The following is a 16,738-nucleotide window of genomic DNA, read 5'->3' on the forward strand; positions in this document are numbered from 1 at the left end:
AGACTGGATCCATGCCTTGGTGGTCATGGATCGTGATCTGGGTCGCACTAGTGGCCCTCTCTTTGTTATACGTTGTGCTGCTCGGAATCAAGTTGTGGCGGCATTTCGTCGCTTTGGGGCGGGAAGTCTCGCAGGCTAGCGACCGGATTTCGTTCAGCTCTGACGGAGTCAGCGCGGCTGCCGAAAGAACTGATGAGACAACTGAAGACACAACTGAGGAGACAAGCGAGATCGTTGTCAGGCAGCAAATCGCTGCGATCGGGGAAACCAGCGAGCGGCGAGAACCCGGCTGGGCAATTCACGCCGATCCTGAGATGCTGAAAACAGAGTACGCTCAAGGGAAGCTGGATCGCAGGGCAGCTCGGCGAAATCGTAGGATCGCCCGACGCGCCGATCGCGGTCAGCCACAGTCGCTCAGTGATCTGCGGCACTCCGGAACAGATTTGACGCGGTAGGATGTTGGTTAATAAACGAAAGGACCACCGTGGGACGACTTTTTGAGAACCCGGTTGTAATTATTGTCATTGTCGTAGTGATCGTCTTGCTGATTGCTGCCCCGAAGCTCCCGGCGATGGCACGTAGCTTGGGACAGTCGTTCCGGATCATTAAGTCTGAGGTGCGCGAGTCCAAGGCAGACGGCCAAGAGGCAAATACCGCTCAGCAGGCCCAGAAGCCCAACGAGGCACCGGTTGAGGGCACTGTGGTGACCCCGGTGAACCCGCAAAATAACAACGGCAGTAACACCAGCGGGACGAACACGCCTCCCGGCAACACCACCGTCTAAGGACCGTGGCGCTGTTCAAGGGACGCAAATCCAACCCAGAGGGGCGGATGTCCCTCAAATCACATCTTGTTGAGTTACGCAATCGACTGATCAAGTCGGCTATTGCGTTGCTGATCGGTGCGGTGATTGGCTGGATTCTCTACACCCCACTCTTCGCGGCAATCTCCGAACCGATCAAGAGGATCGCCGAAGAGAAGGGCTTCAACGCCTCCATCAATTTTGGCGGTATAACCACTGGCTTTGACCTGCACTTGCAGGGGGCGTTCTTCATCGGCGCGATTGTTTCCTCGCCGGTGTGGATCTACCAGATCTGGGCCTTTATTGTGCCGGGACTGAGCGCCAAGGAGCGGCGCTACACCTTTGGGTTCATGTTTGCGGCGATTCCCTTATTCTTAGCCGGTTTGTACTGTGGCTGGTGGGTGATGCCCAATGTGGTTCACGCTTTGCTGAACTTCACTCCGGATGATCGAGGCGCTTCTAACCTGGTCGCGGCTACCGATTACATCACTTTCATCATGCAGCTGATTCTCTTCATGGGCGTCGCTTTCTTGGTGCCGGTGGTCCTGATCGGCGTCAATATGGCGGGCGTGCTGCGCGGTAAGATCATGTTCAAGAGTTGGCGCTTCACCGTGCTCGGCGTCACCTTGGTCTCTGCGATGGCCGCGCCTGGCAACGACGTATTCACCATGTTCCTCCTAGCGGCACCGCTCCTTCTACTGTATTTCGGTGCCATGCTGCTTTGTGTCTGGCTGGACAAACGGCGAGATAAGCGGCGAGCGAAACTTGCTGAGGAGACCGAGGAAACTGCCGACTCTGCCACCCCGCTAAGCGATTTAGATAATATTTAGCGCTGCTTCGGGAATGCTCGCGCCTGACGTGTTTAGTCGGCGTTTGGCCGTAGGCTGGAGCTATGCCTTCACAATCTCCGGCCGAACGCTATCAGGCTGCCCGGGAACGGTTGGTGGAATCTCGTACCGAGTTCGGCTCCTTCAAAGACACCTTTGATTTCGAGTTGGACGAGTTCCAGATTGAAGCCTGCAAATCCCTGGAAGCTGGCCAAGGCGTTTTAGTCGCCGCACCAACTGGGGCGGGCAAGACCATTGTCGGTGAGTTCGCCGTTTATCTTGCGCTTGCACGTGGTCTGAAAGCTTTTTACACCACCCCGATCAAAGCGCTCAGCAATCAGAAATATGCCGAGCTTGCGGCTAAGTACGGTGCTCGGGACGTCGGCCTGCTGACCGGAGATACCTCGATCAACCCTGAGGCCGCGATCGTGGTGATGACCACCGAAGTGCTGCGCAATATGCTCTACGCCTCCTCGGAGGCCCTGGACGATCTCGCTTTCGTGGTGATGGACGAGGTGCATTATCTTGCCGATCGGTTCCGCGGTGCGGTCTGGGAGGAAGTGATTATTCACTTGCCGAGTGAGGTTCAGTTGGTATCGCTCAGCGCGACGGTTTCCAATGCCGAAGAGTTTGGTGCCTGGCTGGATACGGTGAGGGGCTCCACCACGGTGATTGTCTCAGAGCACCGGCCGGTACCACTTTGGCAGCATGTCATGGTCGGTAAGGACATTGTTGATTTATTTGCCGGAGACACTTCATTTGATGAGCTGGACGTCCGCCAGGATGCCACTCCGGCGGTCAATACCGAACTAACCGAGTTGGCGCGGGTTGAGTCGCAGAATCGACAACGTGGACGGTTCGCGCATGGTGGCCGCGGTGCGCGTGGTCGCGGACAGCAACGCCGTGGCGGTCCGGCAAAACCGTCTTTCGGTCATTCCGACGCCGGCCAGTCACCGGTGCGCAGCGCCAGCCGTCCGCAGGTGATTCAGGCATTGGACCGGGCCGGATTGCTGCCTGCAATTACCTTTATTTTTTCCCGGGCGGCATGTGACGCTGCGGTTCGACAATGTGTTGACTTCGGCCTCTCGCTCACCACTGAGGCAGAGAGGGCGGAAATCTCGGCTCGCGTTGATCAGGCGAGTCAGGAAATTCCGAGTGACGATCTTGACGTACTGGGCTATTGGTCCTGGCGTGAGGGGCTGCTCCGGGGTGTGGCCGCTCACCATGCCGGGATGCTGCCGACCTTCAAAGAACTAGTGGAGACGCTTTTTGTCGATGGCTTGGTCAGAGCGGTTTTTGCCACCGAAACCCTGGCTTTGGGCGTCAATATGCCGGCTCGTTCGGTGGTGTTAGAGAAGCTTGAGAAGTTCAACGGCGAGTCCCATGTGAACGTCACCGCGGGGGAGTACACCCAGCTGACCGGCCGGGCTGGTCGTCGCGGCATTGACGTTGAAGGACATGCGGTGGTGCTGTGGCAGCCGGGGACCGATCCCGGAGCGGTTGCCGGGCTGGCTTCCCGCCGCACCTACCCACTGAACTCCAGTTTCCGACCAACCTACAATATGAGTATTAATTTGATCGCTCAGTTTGGGCGGGGCCGGGCGCGCGAGATCCTGGAATCGTCATTCGCGCAGTTCCAGGCCGACCGCTCGGTGGTCGGCCTAGCTAAACAGGTCCGTAGCCGCGAAGCATCACTCAACGGCTACCAGGAATCGATGACATGCCATCTGGGCGATTTCAGCGAATATGCTCGGCTGCGACGCGAACTGAGTGATTTGGAATCCTCTGCTGCCCAGCAGCGCAGCAGAACACGACGCGATGCGGTTGATGAATCCCTCGCATCATTGCGCCCTGGGGACGTCGTGGAGGTCTCTAGTGGGCGTTCGCCCGGTTATGCAGTCGTGGTAGCAACGGATACTCATTCGGCTGAGTCCCGACCAATTGTGTTGACTCAAGGCAGGGACACTAGGCGGCTCAGCCGACAAGATCTTGACGGCCCAATAATGGCGCAAGGGCACCTGCGGATACCCAAACAATTCAACCTCAGGCAGGCCAAGGATCGTAAGAACCTGGTCGCAGCGCTAGAGCATGCGATTCGCGGCATAGCGGCGGCTCCTGCGTCTCGCGAGGCCTCCTTTGTGAGCACTCGCAGCGCCGAACAAGAGAAAAAGATCACCGAATTACGCCGTCAGTTGCGGGCACATCCTTGTCACGGCTGTTCAGAGCGAGAATCTCATGCTCGTTGGTCAGAGCGGTGGTGGCGATTGCGCCGTGAGACAGATGATCTAATGCGCCAAATTCAAGGCCGTACCGGGACCATTGCTAAGACTTTTGACCGAGTCTGTGAGGTTTTGCGGAGTTATGATTTCCTTGAAACGGGCCCGGACCAGCAATTACGTCCTACCCAAGCTGGCCAGAGACTGCGCCGGATCTACGGCGAGAAAGACCTGCTGATCGCGCTCTGCCTGCGTGAGGGTGCTTTTGACCGCCTGGATGCCAATGAGCTGGCTGCCTTTGCCTCGGCGCTGGTCTATCAGGCCAAACGTGAAGAACGTGGTTTGCGACCACGATTGCCCAGTGCGGAACTCGAGAGTTCGGTTGATATTCTGGTCACGGCTTGGTCGAGACTTGAAGATCAGGAGTCGCAAGCCAAGCTACCGCTGACCTCAGAACCTGAGCTAGGACTGGTCTGGCCAATGATTAAGTGGGCCCGCGGCAGACACCTGGAGGCAGTGCTTGAGGGAACTGATCTGGCGGCAGGAGATTTTGTCCGCTGGGCCAAGCAAGTGATTGATCTGCTCGATCAATTGGCCGGAGTGCCCGCGCTGGCACCGCAAACCCGACGGACCTGTTTAGAGGCCATTGAACACGTGCGTCGAGGCGTGGTGGCCTACTCGGCTCTCGCGGCGTAGCACCCGAGTGCTTTGACACTGAATTGAAGGAAGTTAGATGTCTTTGACGCTTTATCGCAACGGCTCGGTCTATAGTGCCGCTGATCCGCTGGCTACTGCAATGCTAGTGGACGGCGATACCGTGGCCTGGGTCGGTGGAGAGCATGCTGCGAGCTCGTTACAGGACGGGCGGATGCGCGTGGTGGATCTGCAAGGCGCCCTGATCACCCCTGGCTTTGTGGACTCGCATGTTCATTTGACCGAGACCGGCCTAGCGTTGGAGTCGCTCGACCTCAGCCAGGTCCGCTCTGCCCAGGAACTATTGGCCGCGGTGGCTAGTGTTCCCGAAAGTGTTGCCCAGGTCATCGGCTTTGGTTGGGACGAGACCTTGTGGACTGACCCTGTGCTGCCCAGCCCAGCGCAGCTGGGGCGGGCTAGTGGCGGCCGCGAAGTCTATTTAGCCAGGGTTGATGTGCATTCGGCGCTAGTCTCGGATGCTTTAGCGAGCAGGCTTGGCCTCGCCGAGCTGGACGACTGGCTTGGCGACGGCCAAGTAGTGCGGGCAGCTCATGTTGCGGTACGCGATGCGGTGCGGCAATTCAGCCAGCCCAGACGCCGTGAACTTCAGCAACTAGCATTGCGTAGTGCGGCTCGGGCCGGCTATGTGGCGCTGGCCGAAATGGCTATTCCGGCACCCGGCACAGTAGAAGACTTGTCGTTGCTGATGGAGCACTCAGCCTCGGCTGAATACCCCCAGGTGCTGCCGTATCTAGCACAATTGATCAGCAGCGCCGAGCAAGGCCGCGATTTGTTGCGCGACCTTGCCGAACAAGGGGTGGTGCCACTGGGCTTCGCCGGTGATCTCAATATCGATGGCTCGATTGGCTCACGAACCGCATTATTGCGTGAGGATTATCAAGATCTGAGCGGGCACCGCGGCAGTCAGTATCTCAGTGAGGTGCAGATCGCTGAGCACCTGGCAGCCTGTAGCGAGCTCGGCATCCAAGGCGGTTTCCACGTCATTGGCGACCGTGGCATGGACCTAGCTGTACAGGGTTTGCGGTCAGCCGAGAAACAGGTTGGCAAGGCGGCGATCCGAGCGGCCGCTCATCGCTTCGAGCACGCCGAGCTGGCCGATGCAGAGGCGATCAACAGCCTGGCGGACTACGCGGTCACGGTAAGCATGCAAGCCAGTTTCGACGCCTTGTGGGGTGGCGCGGACGGCCTCTACCAGCAGCGGCTCGGTGCGCGCGCGAACGGTATGAATCAGTTAGCGGCGATGTACGGTGCCGGCGTGCCAGTTGCGCTGGGCTCCGATTCACCAGTTACCCCGCTGAACCCGTGGGCAAGTGTGAAAGCTTGCCTGGAACACCATCAACCGGAGCAGCGGATCTCCGCTCGAGCGGCCTTTATAGCGCATAGTCGCGCCGGTTGGCGGGCGGCGCGTGAACCAAATCCGTTGATCGGCCAGCTGGCGCCCGGCGCGCCGGCCAGCTATGCAATATGGCAGGTCGACGAGCTGATGGTTCAGGTGGCTGACGAGCGAGTTCAGTCTTGGAGCACCGATCCGAGGTCCCGGACACCGCTGCTGCCCGCCCTTGATACGGAGAATCTGCCGCGCTGTTTGGCCACCGTACATCGTGGCGCCCAATTGTTCTGGGATGACTCAGCGTTATAGTGACGCGAGTAGAAAAGACTCCAGGCTAAGCGACACGCCGTGAATGAGAAAAATACTCAAGATTTTCAAAAAAACTTCGTTCTAAGTAGCCCCATGCTGACCTGCGGAAACATCTAAAGCTGCTGGTCAGAGCCATATTGACAGCAAGCACACAGGACGTAGGCTGTTAGTTCAACGGGTTCCTCCTGAATTCTCCGCCAAGGAATTCAGGGGTCGGGCCTGGCTACCATGTGAGTTGCGCTGAGGCGCGTCCGGGTAGCTCTTGTAACGGGTAGGTTCACGCGTCAGTAGAAAACAGTTTGGATGCACCACGACGGCTGTATCGAAATTGGCCCGAAGGCGCGTGAACCTACCCATTTCTCTGCCCGTATAATGGTTTTCTGTGCCAAAAAGCAAAGAAAGGCCACTGTGCGCGTTCTGACCATCATCCCGACCTACAACGAGCTGGAGTCGCTGCCCATCACTCTGGCGCGGCTACGCAAAGCCGTTCCGACAGCTGATGTTCTGATTGCCGACGACAACAGTCCGGATGGTACCGGGGAACTCGCCGACAGCTTTGCTGCCGAAGACCCGCAGGTTCACGTGCTGCACCGACAAGGTAAAGAAGGCCTTGGTGCCGCCTATATTGCCGGGTTCAACTGGGGCCTTGATGCTGGCTATGATGTGCTGGTGGAGATGGATGCCGACGGTTCCCATCAGCCTGAGCAGCTGCCCTTACTGCTCGACGCGGTAGAACAAGGCGCAGATCTGGTGCTTGGCTCACGCTGGGTCCCCGGTGGCCAAGTGGTGAATTGGCCCTGGCAGCGCAAGCTCATTTCTTTAGGTGGCAGCCTCTACTCAAGGGTTCTGCTCGGAGTCAAATACCGAGACATCACCGGCGGTTACCGAGCCTTTAAACGCGGCACCCTAGAGGCCATTGACCTCTCGAAAGTTGATTCAGTGGGTTACGGCTTTCAAGTCGATATGCTGTGGCGGACCGTACAACTGGGCCTGCGCGTAGTGGAAGTTCCGATTACCTTTGTGGAACGTGAGCATGGTGTCTCCAAAATGGGTGGAAATATTATCCAGGAAGCGATGCTCAATGTCGCCAAATGGGGTCTGAGTGCGCGCTGGCGCAAGCTGACCGGAAAATCCGCAGCAAAAGACTGAGGCCAAGCTGTCGCCTGCCAACCCGGTTTACCGGGTTCCAGGCGGCGCTGCACGTTGGGGAACTAATAACGATTCGTCGCTAGTAAAGGGACAATATGTGGCAGTGGTTTCTTTCCATCAATGTCTTTGCAAAGTCCACGCTGATTCCGGTCTACGCACTGGGCGGCCTACTGATTCTTCTCCTGATCCTTCGGCTGCCGATCCTTGATCGTGCCAAGCCTCAGAATGCATCCCGTACCCCGGGGATAGGGCGCTGGCTGATCTGGGCTGTTGCCGCAGTAATATTGGGTGGTTTGATTGGTCTGCTTGTGCTTTGGTTGGTGCTGGTCGTTTACGACACCTTCGGCGGTCCGGTCACCCCTGAGACCTGGGGCTGGGGGATAGCTCTTTTTGCTGCCACCGGGCTAGTGATAGCTAATCTGTTTCGGACCCGGATTTGGCGTAAAGTGGTGGCGCTGCTCACCGTACCGTTCTTCCTGGTTGCAACCGCACTGGGCATCAACGCTAGCTTTGGGCTTAATCCGACAGTTGGGGCGATGCTTGATATCTCGCTGGAACCCCAGATTTCGCTGACAAAACCTAACGATGCGCCTGATCCTAAACAGCCGCTCTGGAAGACCTGGAAGGCACCAGCAAATATGCCAGCCGTGGGTAAAACCGGGGTGGTGTATATCGAACCGAAGGTCTCCGGCTTCAAGGCACGCCCAGCTGGAGTTTATCTACCGCCCGCCGCGCTCACCGAGAATCCTCCGAAGCTGCCTTTTTATTTGCTCATGATGGGGCAGCCAGGCCGCCCTGATCCGCATTACGTCGAAGGTATTTTCAACGATTTTGCTAAGCAGCATCACGGTCTTGCGCCGATCGTGCTGGTGGCGGACCAAGTGGGGCCGGCCCAAGCCGATACGCTTTGCGTCAACAGTGCCAAATTTGGCAGAGTGGAAGATTACATCGCCAAGGATGTGGTGAGCTGGGCTCGGCAGAATCTGAACATTCTCGCCGAGCGAAAGTACTGGACGGTAGCGGGCTATTCCAACGGGGGGCAATGTGCCATCTCTTTCGCCGCAAAATATCCTGCCACTTGGGGCAATGTGGTGGACATCTCTGGTGAGGAATTCCCCGGAGCGGAGCAGCCAGCAGCCAATTTGGCGAATATCTTCAACGGTGACCAGGCCGCATACGATGCCGAAAAGCCAATTAACATCATGGCGAAGCAACATTATCCGGACACCCATGCGGTGTTCACGGTAGGGTCCGATGATTCACTATATGTTGCCCAGGCTAAACGTGTCTCACAGGCAGCGAAAGCCGCTGGAATGGTGGTCGACTATCACGAGGTACCTAATGGCGGGCACTTGATTGCGGCCCTCGCGGGCGGACTCAAGCGTGGTCTGCAGGTGCTCAATCAGCGCTGGGGGCTGAGCCCGTGAAGCGAGCAGGTAAAAGGCTGCCAGGCCATGAGTAAATAGCCCGGGGAGCTGAGCAACAGCGAAAAAGGAGGGTGGGCAGAACCAACTGGTTCTGCCCACCCTCCTTTTTAGGGCTACTTACTGGCCTTGACTCGTTCTCCGCGACGTTCGCGCAGAATGTTCAGCCGATCTTCCAGGATTGTCTCAAGCTCTGGAACAGTACGCCGTTCCAGCAACATATCCCAGTGCGTGCGGATCGGCTTCTCGGAAGAATCGATCGGCTTCTCGCCGTCAACCAGTACCGCTTCCTTACCTGTTTTGGAAACCCAAACGGGAGGGATCTCGGCTTCTGCGGCGAAGGTAACAAAAACCTGCTCGCCATCATCGCAACGATACTCAACTCGCTGCCTTGGGGCCGGCTCGACACCCGACTCGGTCTCCATGCTCTGGGCACCTAGGCGCATGCCACGCAGACTGCGATCACTCATGATTTCTCCCTTGCTCAAAAGCTTGCCTATATTTCAACGCATCAAGGCTGCTAAGTGTTCCTTGACGGGCCAGGGCAAGCTTCAATCATACCGGATGCCCGGGGTTATGCGCTGTGGTTGCCCGAGCTGCCTTGGTTGGGTAGGCCAAAGTCCGCGGAATCGGAACCAGGGTTGACCTGTCCCAGCACGCTGCCGATTCCCTTCAGGGCTTCGCCAACTTCACTGGGGATAATCCAGAGCTTATTCGAGGTGCCATCGGCCAGCTTGGGCAGCGTCTGCAGGTATTGGTAAGCGAGCAGTTTCTGCGTCGGATTGCCTTTGTGGATGGCGTCGAAAACTTTCTGAATAGCTTGGGACTCACCGTCGGCACGCAAAATAGCCGCCTTGGCGTCGCCTTCGGCCTTCAGGATCGCTGACTGCCGCTCGCCCTCAGCGGTCAGAATCTGGGACTGCTTAGTACCTTCCGCGGTCAAGATGGCCGCACGCCGGTCTCGCTCGGCGCGCATCTGCTTCTCCATCGAGTCTTGGATCGACAGTGGCGGATCAATCGCCTTGAGCTCAACTCGGGAAACTCGGATGCCCCAGCGGCCGGTGGCCTCGTCAAGCACACCACGTAGCTGACCGTTGATCTGGTCACGGCTGGTCAGCGCTTCCTCGAGGTTCAAACCGCCGACCACGTTACGCAACGTAGTGGTGGTGAGCTGTTCAACGGCTTGGATGTAGTTCGCGATTTCATAGGTGGCCGCTCGCGGATCGGTGACCTGGAAGTACACCACAGTGTCGATGGAAACCACTAGGTTATCCTCGGTGATCACTGGCTGCGGTGGGAAGGAGACGACCTGCTCACGCAAATCCAGCAGAGGTAGCAGCCGGTCCACGAAGGGGATCAGGATGGTCAGACCGGGATTGAGTGTGCGCTGATACTTTCCCAATCGTTCGACCACGCCAGCCCGGGCCTGCGGGATAATTCGAACCGATCTGATCAGTACGATCACCACAAAGATGATCAGCACCACCAGCACTATGGTCAAAGCCACAGCACCTGCACTGTTACCCATGTTTCCCTCGTTTTCTCGTTGTTGAGTTAGTTGGAGCTAGCTGACAAGAGGAATTTATAACCCCGTTGAAGCGGCAGGATAGCCGTGGTTGGGGGCGGCAGTTTCCGCGGTGACGATAGCAGTGGCACCGTCGATCTCGGTGACCACCACATTGCTTCCGGCAGCCAGAGTCTGGCCGCCACGGAACCTGGCGCTCCAGGTGTCACCGCCGATTTTGACCAGACCACTTTCTGCATTGACCGGTTCGACCACGACCGCAGCGTGTCCGATCAGCCGATCGACATTGGTTCGCAAATCCTTAGGGCCTAAACGTAAATGTCGCAGAGCGACCGGTCGGACAAAGAGAATCATGGCGAGAGCGACAACGCAGAAAATCACGATTTGCAGCCAGAATTCCGCGCCCAGGAAATAGGAGATCATCGCGGCGAAGGCGCCGACCGACATGAGAATGAAGAATAGATCGAGGGTCAGCATTTCAATGCCGGCGAGAATAAGGAATACCAGCAGCCAAAGGGCCCAGCCGTTTTCGAATAGCCACTCGAACATGGGAGTCTCCTGACCTCAGTAAGCTCTTCTTGTCAATCCAGCCTACTACGGAAACGCCCCGGAAGTAGGGGAGAAATCGAGTTTGGCTAAGGAATGTAATAGAACTGAGAGCTAGCAGTTCCCCGGTGGACTCGCCGCCATGATTAGATCACCGCTTGCAGTGGCATTCTGCTGGGGGTGGCACCTACCGAACGAGAAGCTCGGAGCAGAGCTTGCACTCCCTCCGAGAGTTCCTCCCTGCGATAAGTGAAGGGTAGCCGGAGGAATCTCTCGAAGGCGCCTTCGAGACCGAACCTCGGCCCGGGTACCAAAGCCAACCCTTCGGCGCGGGCGGACAAGGCCAGAGCGGAGGAGGAAAGGGTCTCGGTGTTGATCCACAGCGACATCCCGCCGTTTGGTATTTGAACATCCCATTGCGGAAAATGTTTATGCAATTCTGTGACCAAGAAATCACGGCCAGCGCGCAGTTCCCGGCTGCGATTCGCCGCCATTAGCTCAGTCTCTCGGAGCAGGTAGATCGAGGCGAGCTGTTCAACTAGGGGAGTGCCTAGGTCCATTGCGGGTCTGTTCCGAAGTGCCCTGGCCAAAAGGTCTTTTGAGCCTCGGATCCAGCCAATCCGCAAGCCGCCCCAGGCCAGTTTGCCGAGCGAGCCGATGGTAACGATCCTGTTGGAGAACACCGCCATCGGAGGTAAGGCGCCGCGCTCAATGTCCAGATGAGCGGTGGTCTCGTCCACCACCAGGGTGGTGCCTTCCCGAGCAGCCAATCTAGCCAGCCGTTCACGATCTTCAACGCCCATGCTCGCGCCAGTGGGGTTCTGGAAGTCAGGCATTAGATACCCCATGCTTGGCGCGGAGCGCCTGATCAGCATCTGCCCCTCGGCAATGTCCCAGCCGCCCTCAGCGGTCACCGGCATAGCCAATAGCCGGGCGCCAGCTGCCATAAAGGTGTCAATCGCGTGCGGGTAGGTGGGATGCTCAATCAGGATCCGCTCGCCGGGCGAATAAATAGTCTGGGTGAGCAGGCTCAGGGCATGCTGAGCGCCCAAAGTGATAAGCACCTGATCAGGGGTAGTGGCCAGTCCGCGGTCAGAGTAGTGATCGGCTACCGCGGCTCTGAGTTCGGGTAGTCCCTGCATATCGAAGCCCTGGTGACTGAGATAATTGGGCAATTGTTCTACCGCGTATTGGTAGGCCGCAGGCAGCCCCGAATAGGCAGCTGAGGCGGCCTTGGTGAAGTCGAGGTCGAGTTCCTGTGGCAGTGGTACCACTCCGCGCTGGCCGTCCGGCAGCGCCAATGTCGATCCCGAACCTCGGACACTGCTCAAGTACCGCTCCTCGCGCAGTTGTGCATAAGCTGCCGCCACGGTGGTGCGGGAAACCTGCAGCGCCGCGCTCAGTTCACGCTCCGCGGGCAGTCGCGAGCCGCTCGCCAACCGGCCATCAATCAGCATCACTCGAACCCGATCGGCTAAGGCCAGGTAGGCGGAGCGATGAGAACGCCATTCGCCAAGTTCGCGGGCAAGACGTCGGGCGGAGATCTGCGGGTTCATAAGTCCACTTTAGGGCAGTGAACTCAATGTTTACAGGCCAGATTGCCGAAATTGGCTCTATTCGAGAGGGCCAATTTTTCTGATTCTTGAACTATGAAGACTTTCCTCACCACAGACCGACTGGTCATTCGACTGATCAGACTGTTTGTCGGATTGGTAGCCTATGGCTTTGCCATTGCGCTGATGATCCGCGGCAGCATCGGTGCCTCACCATGGGATGTCTTCGGCCAAGGACTAGCTCACACCACGGGGCTCTCCTTCGGGCTGTGCACCATCATCATTTCCGCCGGGGTACTGCTGCTGTGGATCCCGCTCCGCCAGAAACCCGGTTTTGGCACCGTGGCCAATGCGGTACTGATCGGAGTCTTCGCCGATGCCGGACTGGCGCTATTGCCGAGGCTGGACAATCTCTGGGCCCAAATTGGCTTATTCCTGACCGGGCTCGTCTTACTCGCCTTCGCCACTGCCCTCTACGTAGGAGCGAAGCTCGGCCCCGGACCGCGGGATGGCTTAATGACCGGTCTGGTCCGCCGCACCGGCAAGCCGGTGTGGATCATTCGCACCGGGATTGAGATAGTGGTGGTACTCATTGGCTTCTTGCTTGGCGGGGTAGTGGGGCCGGGCACAGTGGTCTTCGCTCTGGGCATCGGACCAGTGACTCAGTTCGCTTTCAGGTGCCTATTTGTAGACCTCAGAAAACCAGCCGAGAAACTCAGCGCGCAAGCGGCAGAATCGACGCCGTCGGTGCCAACCGAAGTGGCCTGAACGCCGAAATCCGCACCGCGGACTGCACCTGATAGCGAGAATCACCGAGGGTGCTCTTGAGCGCTGCTTCGCCGATATGGTGACCAGAAGGACCCATCATCACCAGGTCCGCAGCTTCGGTCGCGCTGAGGTCCAGCTGCCAACGCACTTCCTTCTCCTCGAGCAATTCAAAATGCTCGGCCAGGCCGAAATGCAAGATGGCGTGTTTCCCCGGTTGCTGGTGCAGTCTGCCCTCAAATTCGGGTAGCCCGGATAGATGCTCAGTGAGCGGCGTGACCACCAGCAGAAGCCCGTCGCTGCGCAAGACCCGGTGGTACTCAGCCGCGTTGCGGGGAGCGAAAACCACCACGATAGCGTCGGCCGTATTGGCTGCTACTGGCCAAGGTCGCCAGACGTCCCAGACCAATTGAAGGGTCCCCGGGTTGTCCCGGCTGGCCCGGCGTAGCGCCTCCGGGGACAGGTCAAGACCAATTGCCGCCCTCGAGCCTGCACCGTCGAGAAGAGATTTGAGGTAGTGGCCAATCCCAACCCCGGCATCAATAAGGAGGGAATCTGGACGCACCGGCGGCGTCCAGCGCTCAAGCGTCGTGCTCAGCTGCTCGCTGAGCGGTGCAAAATGGCCTGCGCCAAGGAAGTTCGCCCTGGCCTGAATCATCTGCTTGCTTTCCGCGGTGAATTTACTCGGAGCGCCGCTGAGTAAATTCAGGTAGCCGTGACGCGAGAAGTCGAAACTATGCCCATTGGGGCAACGCACCCCGGGAGTTCCCGATTCGTTCAGGGTGAAATTTTCTGCGCAGAGTGGGCAGATCAGGGCGTTCAAGGAGGTAACGGAAATTGGTGCCGATGGCATGGCCTATATCTTAGTCGGCGCAAAGATTTTCTTCGCTAGGCACTGACCTGCCGGTCGACACTGGATAGGCTCAGAAGGTGAAACCTGAACAGCTCTCCCTGATCCAAACGCTTTCCGCTCCCAGCCTGCATCCGGATGGTACGCGTGCCGTGGTGGCAAGTAGCCGGCCGGATTTTGCGGCGGATAGTTACGTCGGGCAGCTATGGGAACTTCGATTGGATGGAACCGCCGAACCGCGGAGGATTACCCGCGGTTTCAGGGATAGCGCACCGCAGTATTCCCCTGACGGTAGTGCACTGGCCTTTTTACGGGCTACTCCGGACTCAGCCGCGCAGCTCTACCTGGTTGAGGCGGCCGGAGGCGAGCCACAGAAACTGACCGATCAGTTACTTGGTGTGAACAGTTTTCGCTGGTCTCCGGATTCCGCCAGCTTGCTCTTTTCGGCGGCGGTAGCCGAAGCCGGACGTTATGGCACCGTAACCGGGGTGGATGCAGATGCCGAGGACCCACGGCTGATTACCGGGTATAAGTACCGGCTGAATGGTGAGGGCTTCACCGAGGACAAAGCCGTGCAGCTGTTCGAACTGACCGTGCCAGCGCTTGGTGCTGAGCCGCCAGTCGAACCACGCGCACGCGCTAAGCAAGCCGCTGCTGGCGCCGAGTTCCAGGCGGTACCGATAGCCAGGCAACTCACTGAAGACCGGTTATCCCATTCGAACCCACGTTACAGTGCTGATGGTTCGCTGATTTACTTCACCGCTGAACGCTTGGATAGCGCCGACGGCTGCACCGAATTATTCTCAATGCCAGCTGAGGGTGGAGCTCGCCGTCAGCTTAGCAATCAGCCGTTCAGCGGTTTTTCGGTTTCTGCGGCCATCGAGTCCGCGGATGGCAAGTGGCTTTTTGCGCTCGCCGAGGAACTTGGCCCTTCCGGAACGGATTTTGTCGCCAGTCAGGTCGGGATCTACCTCAGCTCAACAGCAGAACCGGGGAGGTGGCGCAGACTGACCGACGCGGAGTCAATGGATTTTGCCGAATCGACCGAGCTGGTTGCCTGCGCCGACGGGGGAGTGCTCGCCTTGGAGCGACGCCGCGGTGCGCAGCGTTTGGTCAAGGTGACCGCTTCCGGGGAGATTCAGATACTGGTCGATGAGCCACTGTTGGTGACCGGGGTGGCCACGAACTCTTATGCCATGGTGCTAACTTTCACCGACGCCTTGAGCTTTGGCGATGTTGCAGTACTGAGCGAAGACGGATTGCAGCGACTCAGCGACTTCTCGGCGAGCTTGCGAGCAGAGGCGAAAATTGCCGTCCCTCGCGAGCACAGCTTCGAATCTGCCGACGGCTACCCGGTGCATGGCTGGCTGCTTTTGCCGGAAGGGGCCGGCCCGCATCCGGTGCTCTTGAATATTCACGGTGGCCCTTTTGCGCAATACGGCTGGGGGGCCTTCGACGAAGCCCAAGTCTACCTAGCGGCAGGATATGCCGTGTTGATGTGCAATCCACGCGGTGCAGCGGGTTATGGCCGCAGCCATGCACGGGCAATCAAGGGCGCGATGGGCAGCGTCGACCTTGCCGACGTGCTGGGTTTCCTGGAAGGCGCGCTGGCTGCCTATCCCGAACTCTCCGCTGAGCGGCTAGGGGTAATGGGCGGCTCTTATGGCGGTTACCTTACTGCTTGGGCGATTAGCCAGGACCAGCGTTTCAGTGCCGCCATAGTGGAACGGGGATACCTCGATCCGGTGAGCTTCGTCGGCTCCAGTGACATCGGCTGGATTTTTCCGAGCGAATACAACGGGCTCGATCCAGTGGCTATTTCCGAGCAGTCGCCGATGGCTCAGATCGCTTCGGTACGCACACCGACTCTGGTGCTGCACTCGGAGCAGGACTGGCGTTGCCCACTCGAGCAAGCACAGCGATACTACGTAGCACTCAAAAAACAAGGGGTGGAAACCGAGCTACTGATCTTCCCAGGTGAGAACCACGAGTTGTCTCGTTCCGGTCGACCGCATCACCGGCGTCAACGATTTGAGCATATCTTGCGATGGTGGGCGCGCCAGTTGCCCAGTGCAGCTAATCCTGGGGAGAGCATCAGCTAGAAGCCCAGTGCCTCCCGGGCTGACTCAATGCCGGGTTGCGCCCAACGGGCCGCGTATTGATGATTATCCGCGAGAGAACGCAGCTCGGCCTTGTCGATGTAGAGCGTGCCAGCCAAATGATCGGTTTCGTGTTGCACAATTCGGGCCGACCAGCCGGTAAACTCGCGTCGTTGTGCGATGCCATCGGGGTCGAAAAAGCTCAACTCGACCGAGCGATAGCGGGGTACCACGGCTTGCCAGCCGGTCATCGACAGGCATCCTTCAAAGAACGAACTCCGGCTATCGCCCGAGGGCAGGTAGCGCGGGTTGAGGACGGCGAAGAACTCGAGAGGTTCACGCTCTCGAGCGATTCGCACCTCCTCAGGGACCGCGTGTTGATCCTCCAACACCGCAAGTTGCAGCGGGATACCAAGTTGCGGCGCGGCAAGCCCGACGCCGGGGGCGGCATGCATTACCCGGCGCATTAGCTCAATCAATGTGTTCAGCTCGGTGCTCTCTAATTGCCCATCCCACGGCTCGCTCTGAGCTCGGAGTGCTGGATGGCCAGCCTGCACAATGGACGGCAATGCACCGTGCTGAGCTTCCTCAAGTAGTTGCAGTACCGAGGCGCGAATGGTTGCTGACAT

15 protein-coding genes are annotated in these 16,738 nt (G+C 58.4%); 9 read left to right on the forward strand and 6 right to left on the reverse strand.

Annotated features, from left to right (window positions below; translation table 11 throughout):
• The first annotated feature begins 11 nt into the window (after positions 1-11).
• The 7 genes from UM93_RS04380 to UM93_RS04410 all read left to right on the forward strand — a co-directional run bounded on the left by UM93_RS04380 (position 12) and on the right by UM93_RS04410 (position 8,774).
• Positions 12-455, forward strand: coding sequence for a hypothetical protein (locus tag UM93_RS04380; protein ID WP_082057018.1), 444 nt, complete (start codon positions 12-14; stop codon positions 453-455).
• A 29-nt stretch (positions 456-484) separates the two neighbouring features.
• Entirely contained in the window at positions 485-784 is a 300-nt protein-coding gene (gene tatA / locus UM93_RS04385; protein WP_045073909.1) for a Sec-independent protein translocase subunit TatA, read from the forward strand.
• A 47-nt stretch (positions 785-831) separates the two neighbouring features.
• Positions 832-1,632 carry a twin-arginine translocase subunit TatC gene (gene tatC / locus UM93_RS04390; protein WP_045073911.1) on the forward strand — a complete coding sequence of 267 codons (801 nt, stop codon included), beginning with the start codon at positions 832-834 and terminating at the stop codon, positions 1,630-1,632.
• A gap of 62 nt (positions 1,633-1,694) precedes the next feature.
• Positions 1,695-4,541, forward strand: coding sequence for a DEAD/DEAH box helicase (locus UM93_RS04395; RefSeq protein ID WP_045073912.1), 2,847 nt, complete (start codon positions 1,695-1,697; stop codon positions 4,539-4,541).
• A gap of 37 nt (positions 4,542-4,578) precedes the next feature.
• Entirely contained in the window at positions 4,579-6,198 is a 1,620-nt protein-coding gene (locus tag UM93_RS04400; RefSeq protein ID WP_045073914.1) for an amidohydrolase, read from the forward strand.
• Positions 6,199-6,606: 408 nt separating this feature from the next.
• Positions 6,607-7,347, forward strand: coding sequence for a polyprenol monophosphomannose synthase (locus tag UM93_RS04405; RefSeq protein ID WP_045076865.1), 741 nt, complete (start codon positions 6,607-6,609; stop codon positions 7,345-7,347).
• A 95-nt stretch (positions 7,348-7,442) separates the two neighbouring features.
• Positions 7,443-8,774 (forward strand): alpha/beta hydrolase, encoded by a 1,332-nt coding sequence (locus UM93_RS04410; protein ID WP_052663625.1) that lies wholly within the window; start codon positions 7,443-7,445, stop codon positions 8,772-8,774.
• A gap of 113 nt (positions 8,775-8,887) precedes the next feature.
• On the opposite strand, the gene UM93_RS04415 is transcribed toward UM93_RS04410, so the two are convergent.
• From UM93_RS04415 to yczR, 4 genes are all read right to left on the reverse strand, one after another.
• Positions 8,888-9,241: an RNA polymerase-binding protein RbpA gene (locus UM93_RS04415; protein WP_045073915.1), complete on the reverse strand. Its 354-nt coding sequence runs from the start codon at positions 9,239-9,241 to the stop codon at positions 8,888-8,890.
• Positions 9,242-9,345: 104 nt separating this feature from the next.
• Positions 9,346-10,299, reverse strand: coding sequence for an SPFH domain-containing protein (locus UM93_RS04420; protein WP_045073916.1), 954 nt, complete (start codon positions 10,297-10,299; stop codon positions 9,346-9,348).
• 54 nt (positions 10,300-10,353) lie between these two features.
• Entirely contained in the window at positions 10,354-10,845 is a 492-nt protein-coding gene (locus tag UM93_RS04425; protein WP_045073917.1) for an NfeD family protein, read from the reverse strand.
• Positions 10,846-10,988: 143 nt separating this feature from the next.
• Positions 10,989-12,398 carry a MocR-like transcription factor YczR gene (gene yczR, locus UM93_RS04430; protein ID WP_045073918.1) on the reverse strand — a complete coding sequence of 470 codons (1,410 nt, stop codon included), beginning with the start codon at positions 12,396-12,398 and terminating at the stop codon, positions 10,989-10,991.
• Between the two features lie 93 nt (positions 12,399-12,491).
• Between yczR and yczE the strand changes: the two genes are divergently transcribed.
• Positions 12,492-13,163: a membrane protein YczE gene (yczE, locus tag UM93_RS17670; RefSeq protein ID WP_045073920.1), complete on the forward strand. Its 672-nt coding sequence runs from the start codon at positions 12,492-12,494 to the stop codon at positions 13,161-13,163.
• On the opposite strand, the gene UM93_RS04440 is transcribed toward yczE, so the two are convergent.
• Entirely contained in the window at positions 13,111-14,013 is a 903-nt protein-coding gene (locus UM93_RS04440; RefSeq protein WP_045073921.1) for a putative RNA methyltransferase, read from the reverse strand. The two genes, yczE and UM93_RS04440, sit on opposite strands and share 53 nt — an antisense overlap.
• A 77-nt stretch (positions 14,014-14,090) precedes the next feature.
• On the opposite strand from UM93_RS04440, the gene UM93_RS04445 reads away from it, so the two are divergent.
• A complete protein-coding gene (locus tag UM93_RS04445) occupies positions 14,091-16,112 on the forward strand; it encodes a S9 family peptidase (RefSeq protein ID WP_045073922.1) in 2,022 nt (673 codons plus the stop codon).
• Here UM93_RS04445 and UM93_RS04450 read toward each other — a convergent pair.
• A complete protein-coding gene (locus tag UM93_RS04450; RefSeq protein ID WP_045073923.1) occupies positions 16,109-16,738 on the reverse strand; it encodes a peptide deformylase in 630 nt (209 codons plus the stop codon). The genes UM93_RS04445 and UM93_RS04450 overlap by 4 nt on opposite strands.

This window comes from Psychromicrobium lacuslunae (genome assembly GCF_000950575.1).
In the GTDB taxonomy this organism is placed as follows: domain Bacteria; phylum Actinomycetota; class Actinomycetes; order Actinomycetales; family Micrococcaceae; genus Renibacterium; species Renibacterium lacuslunae.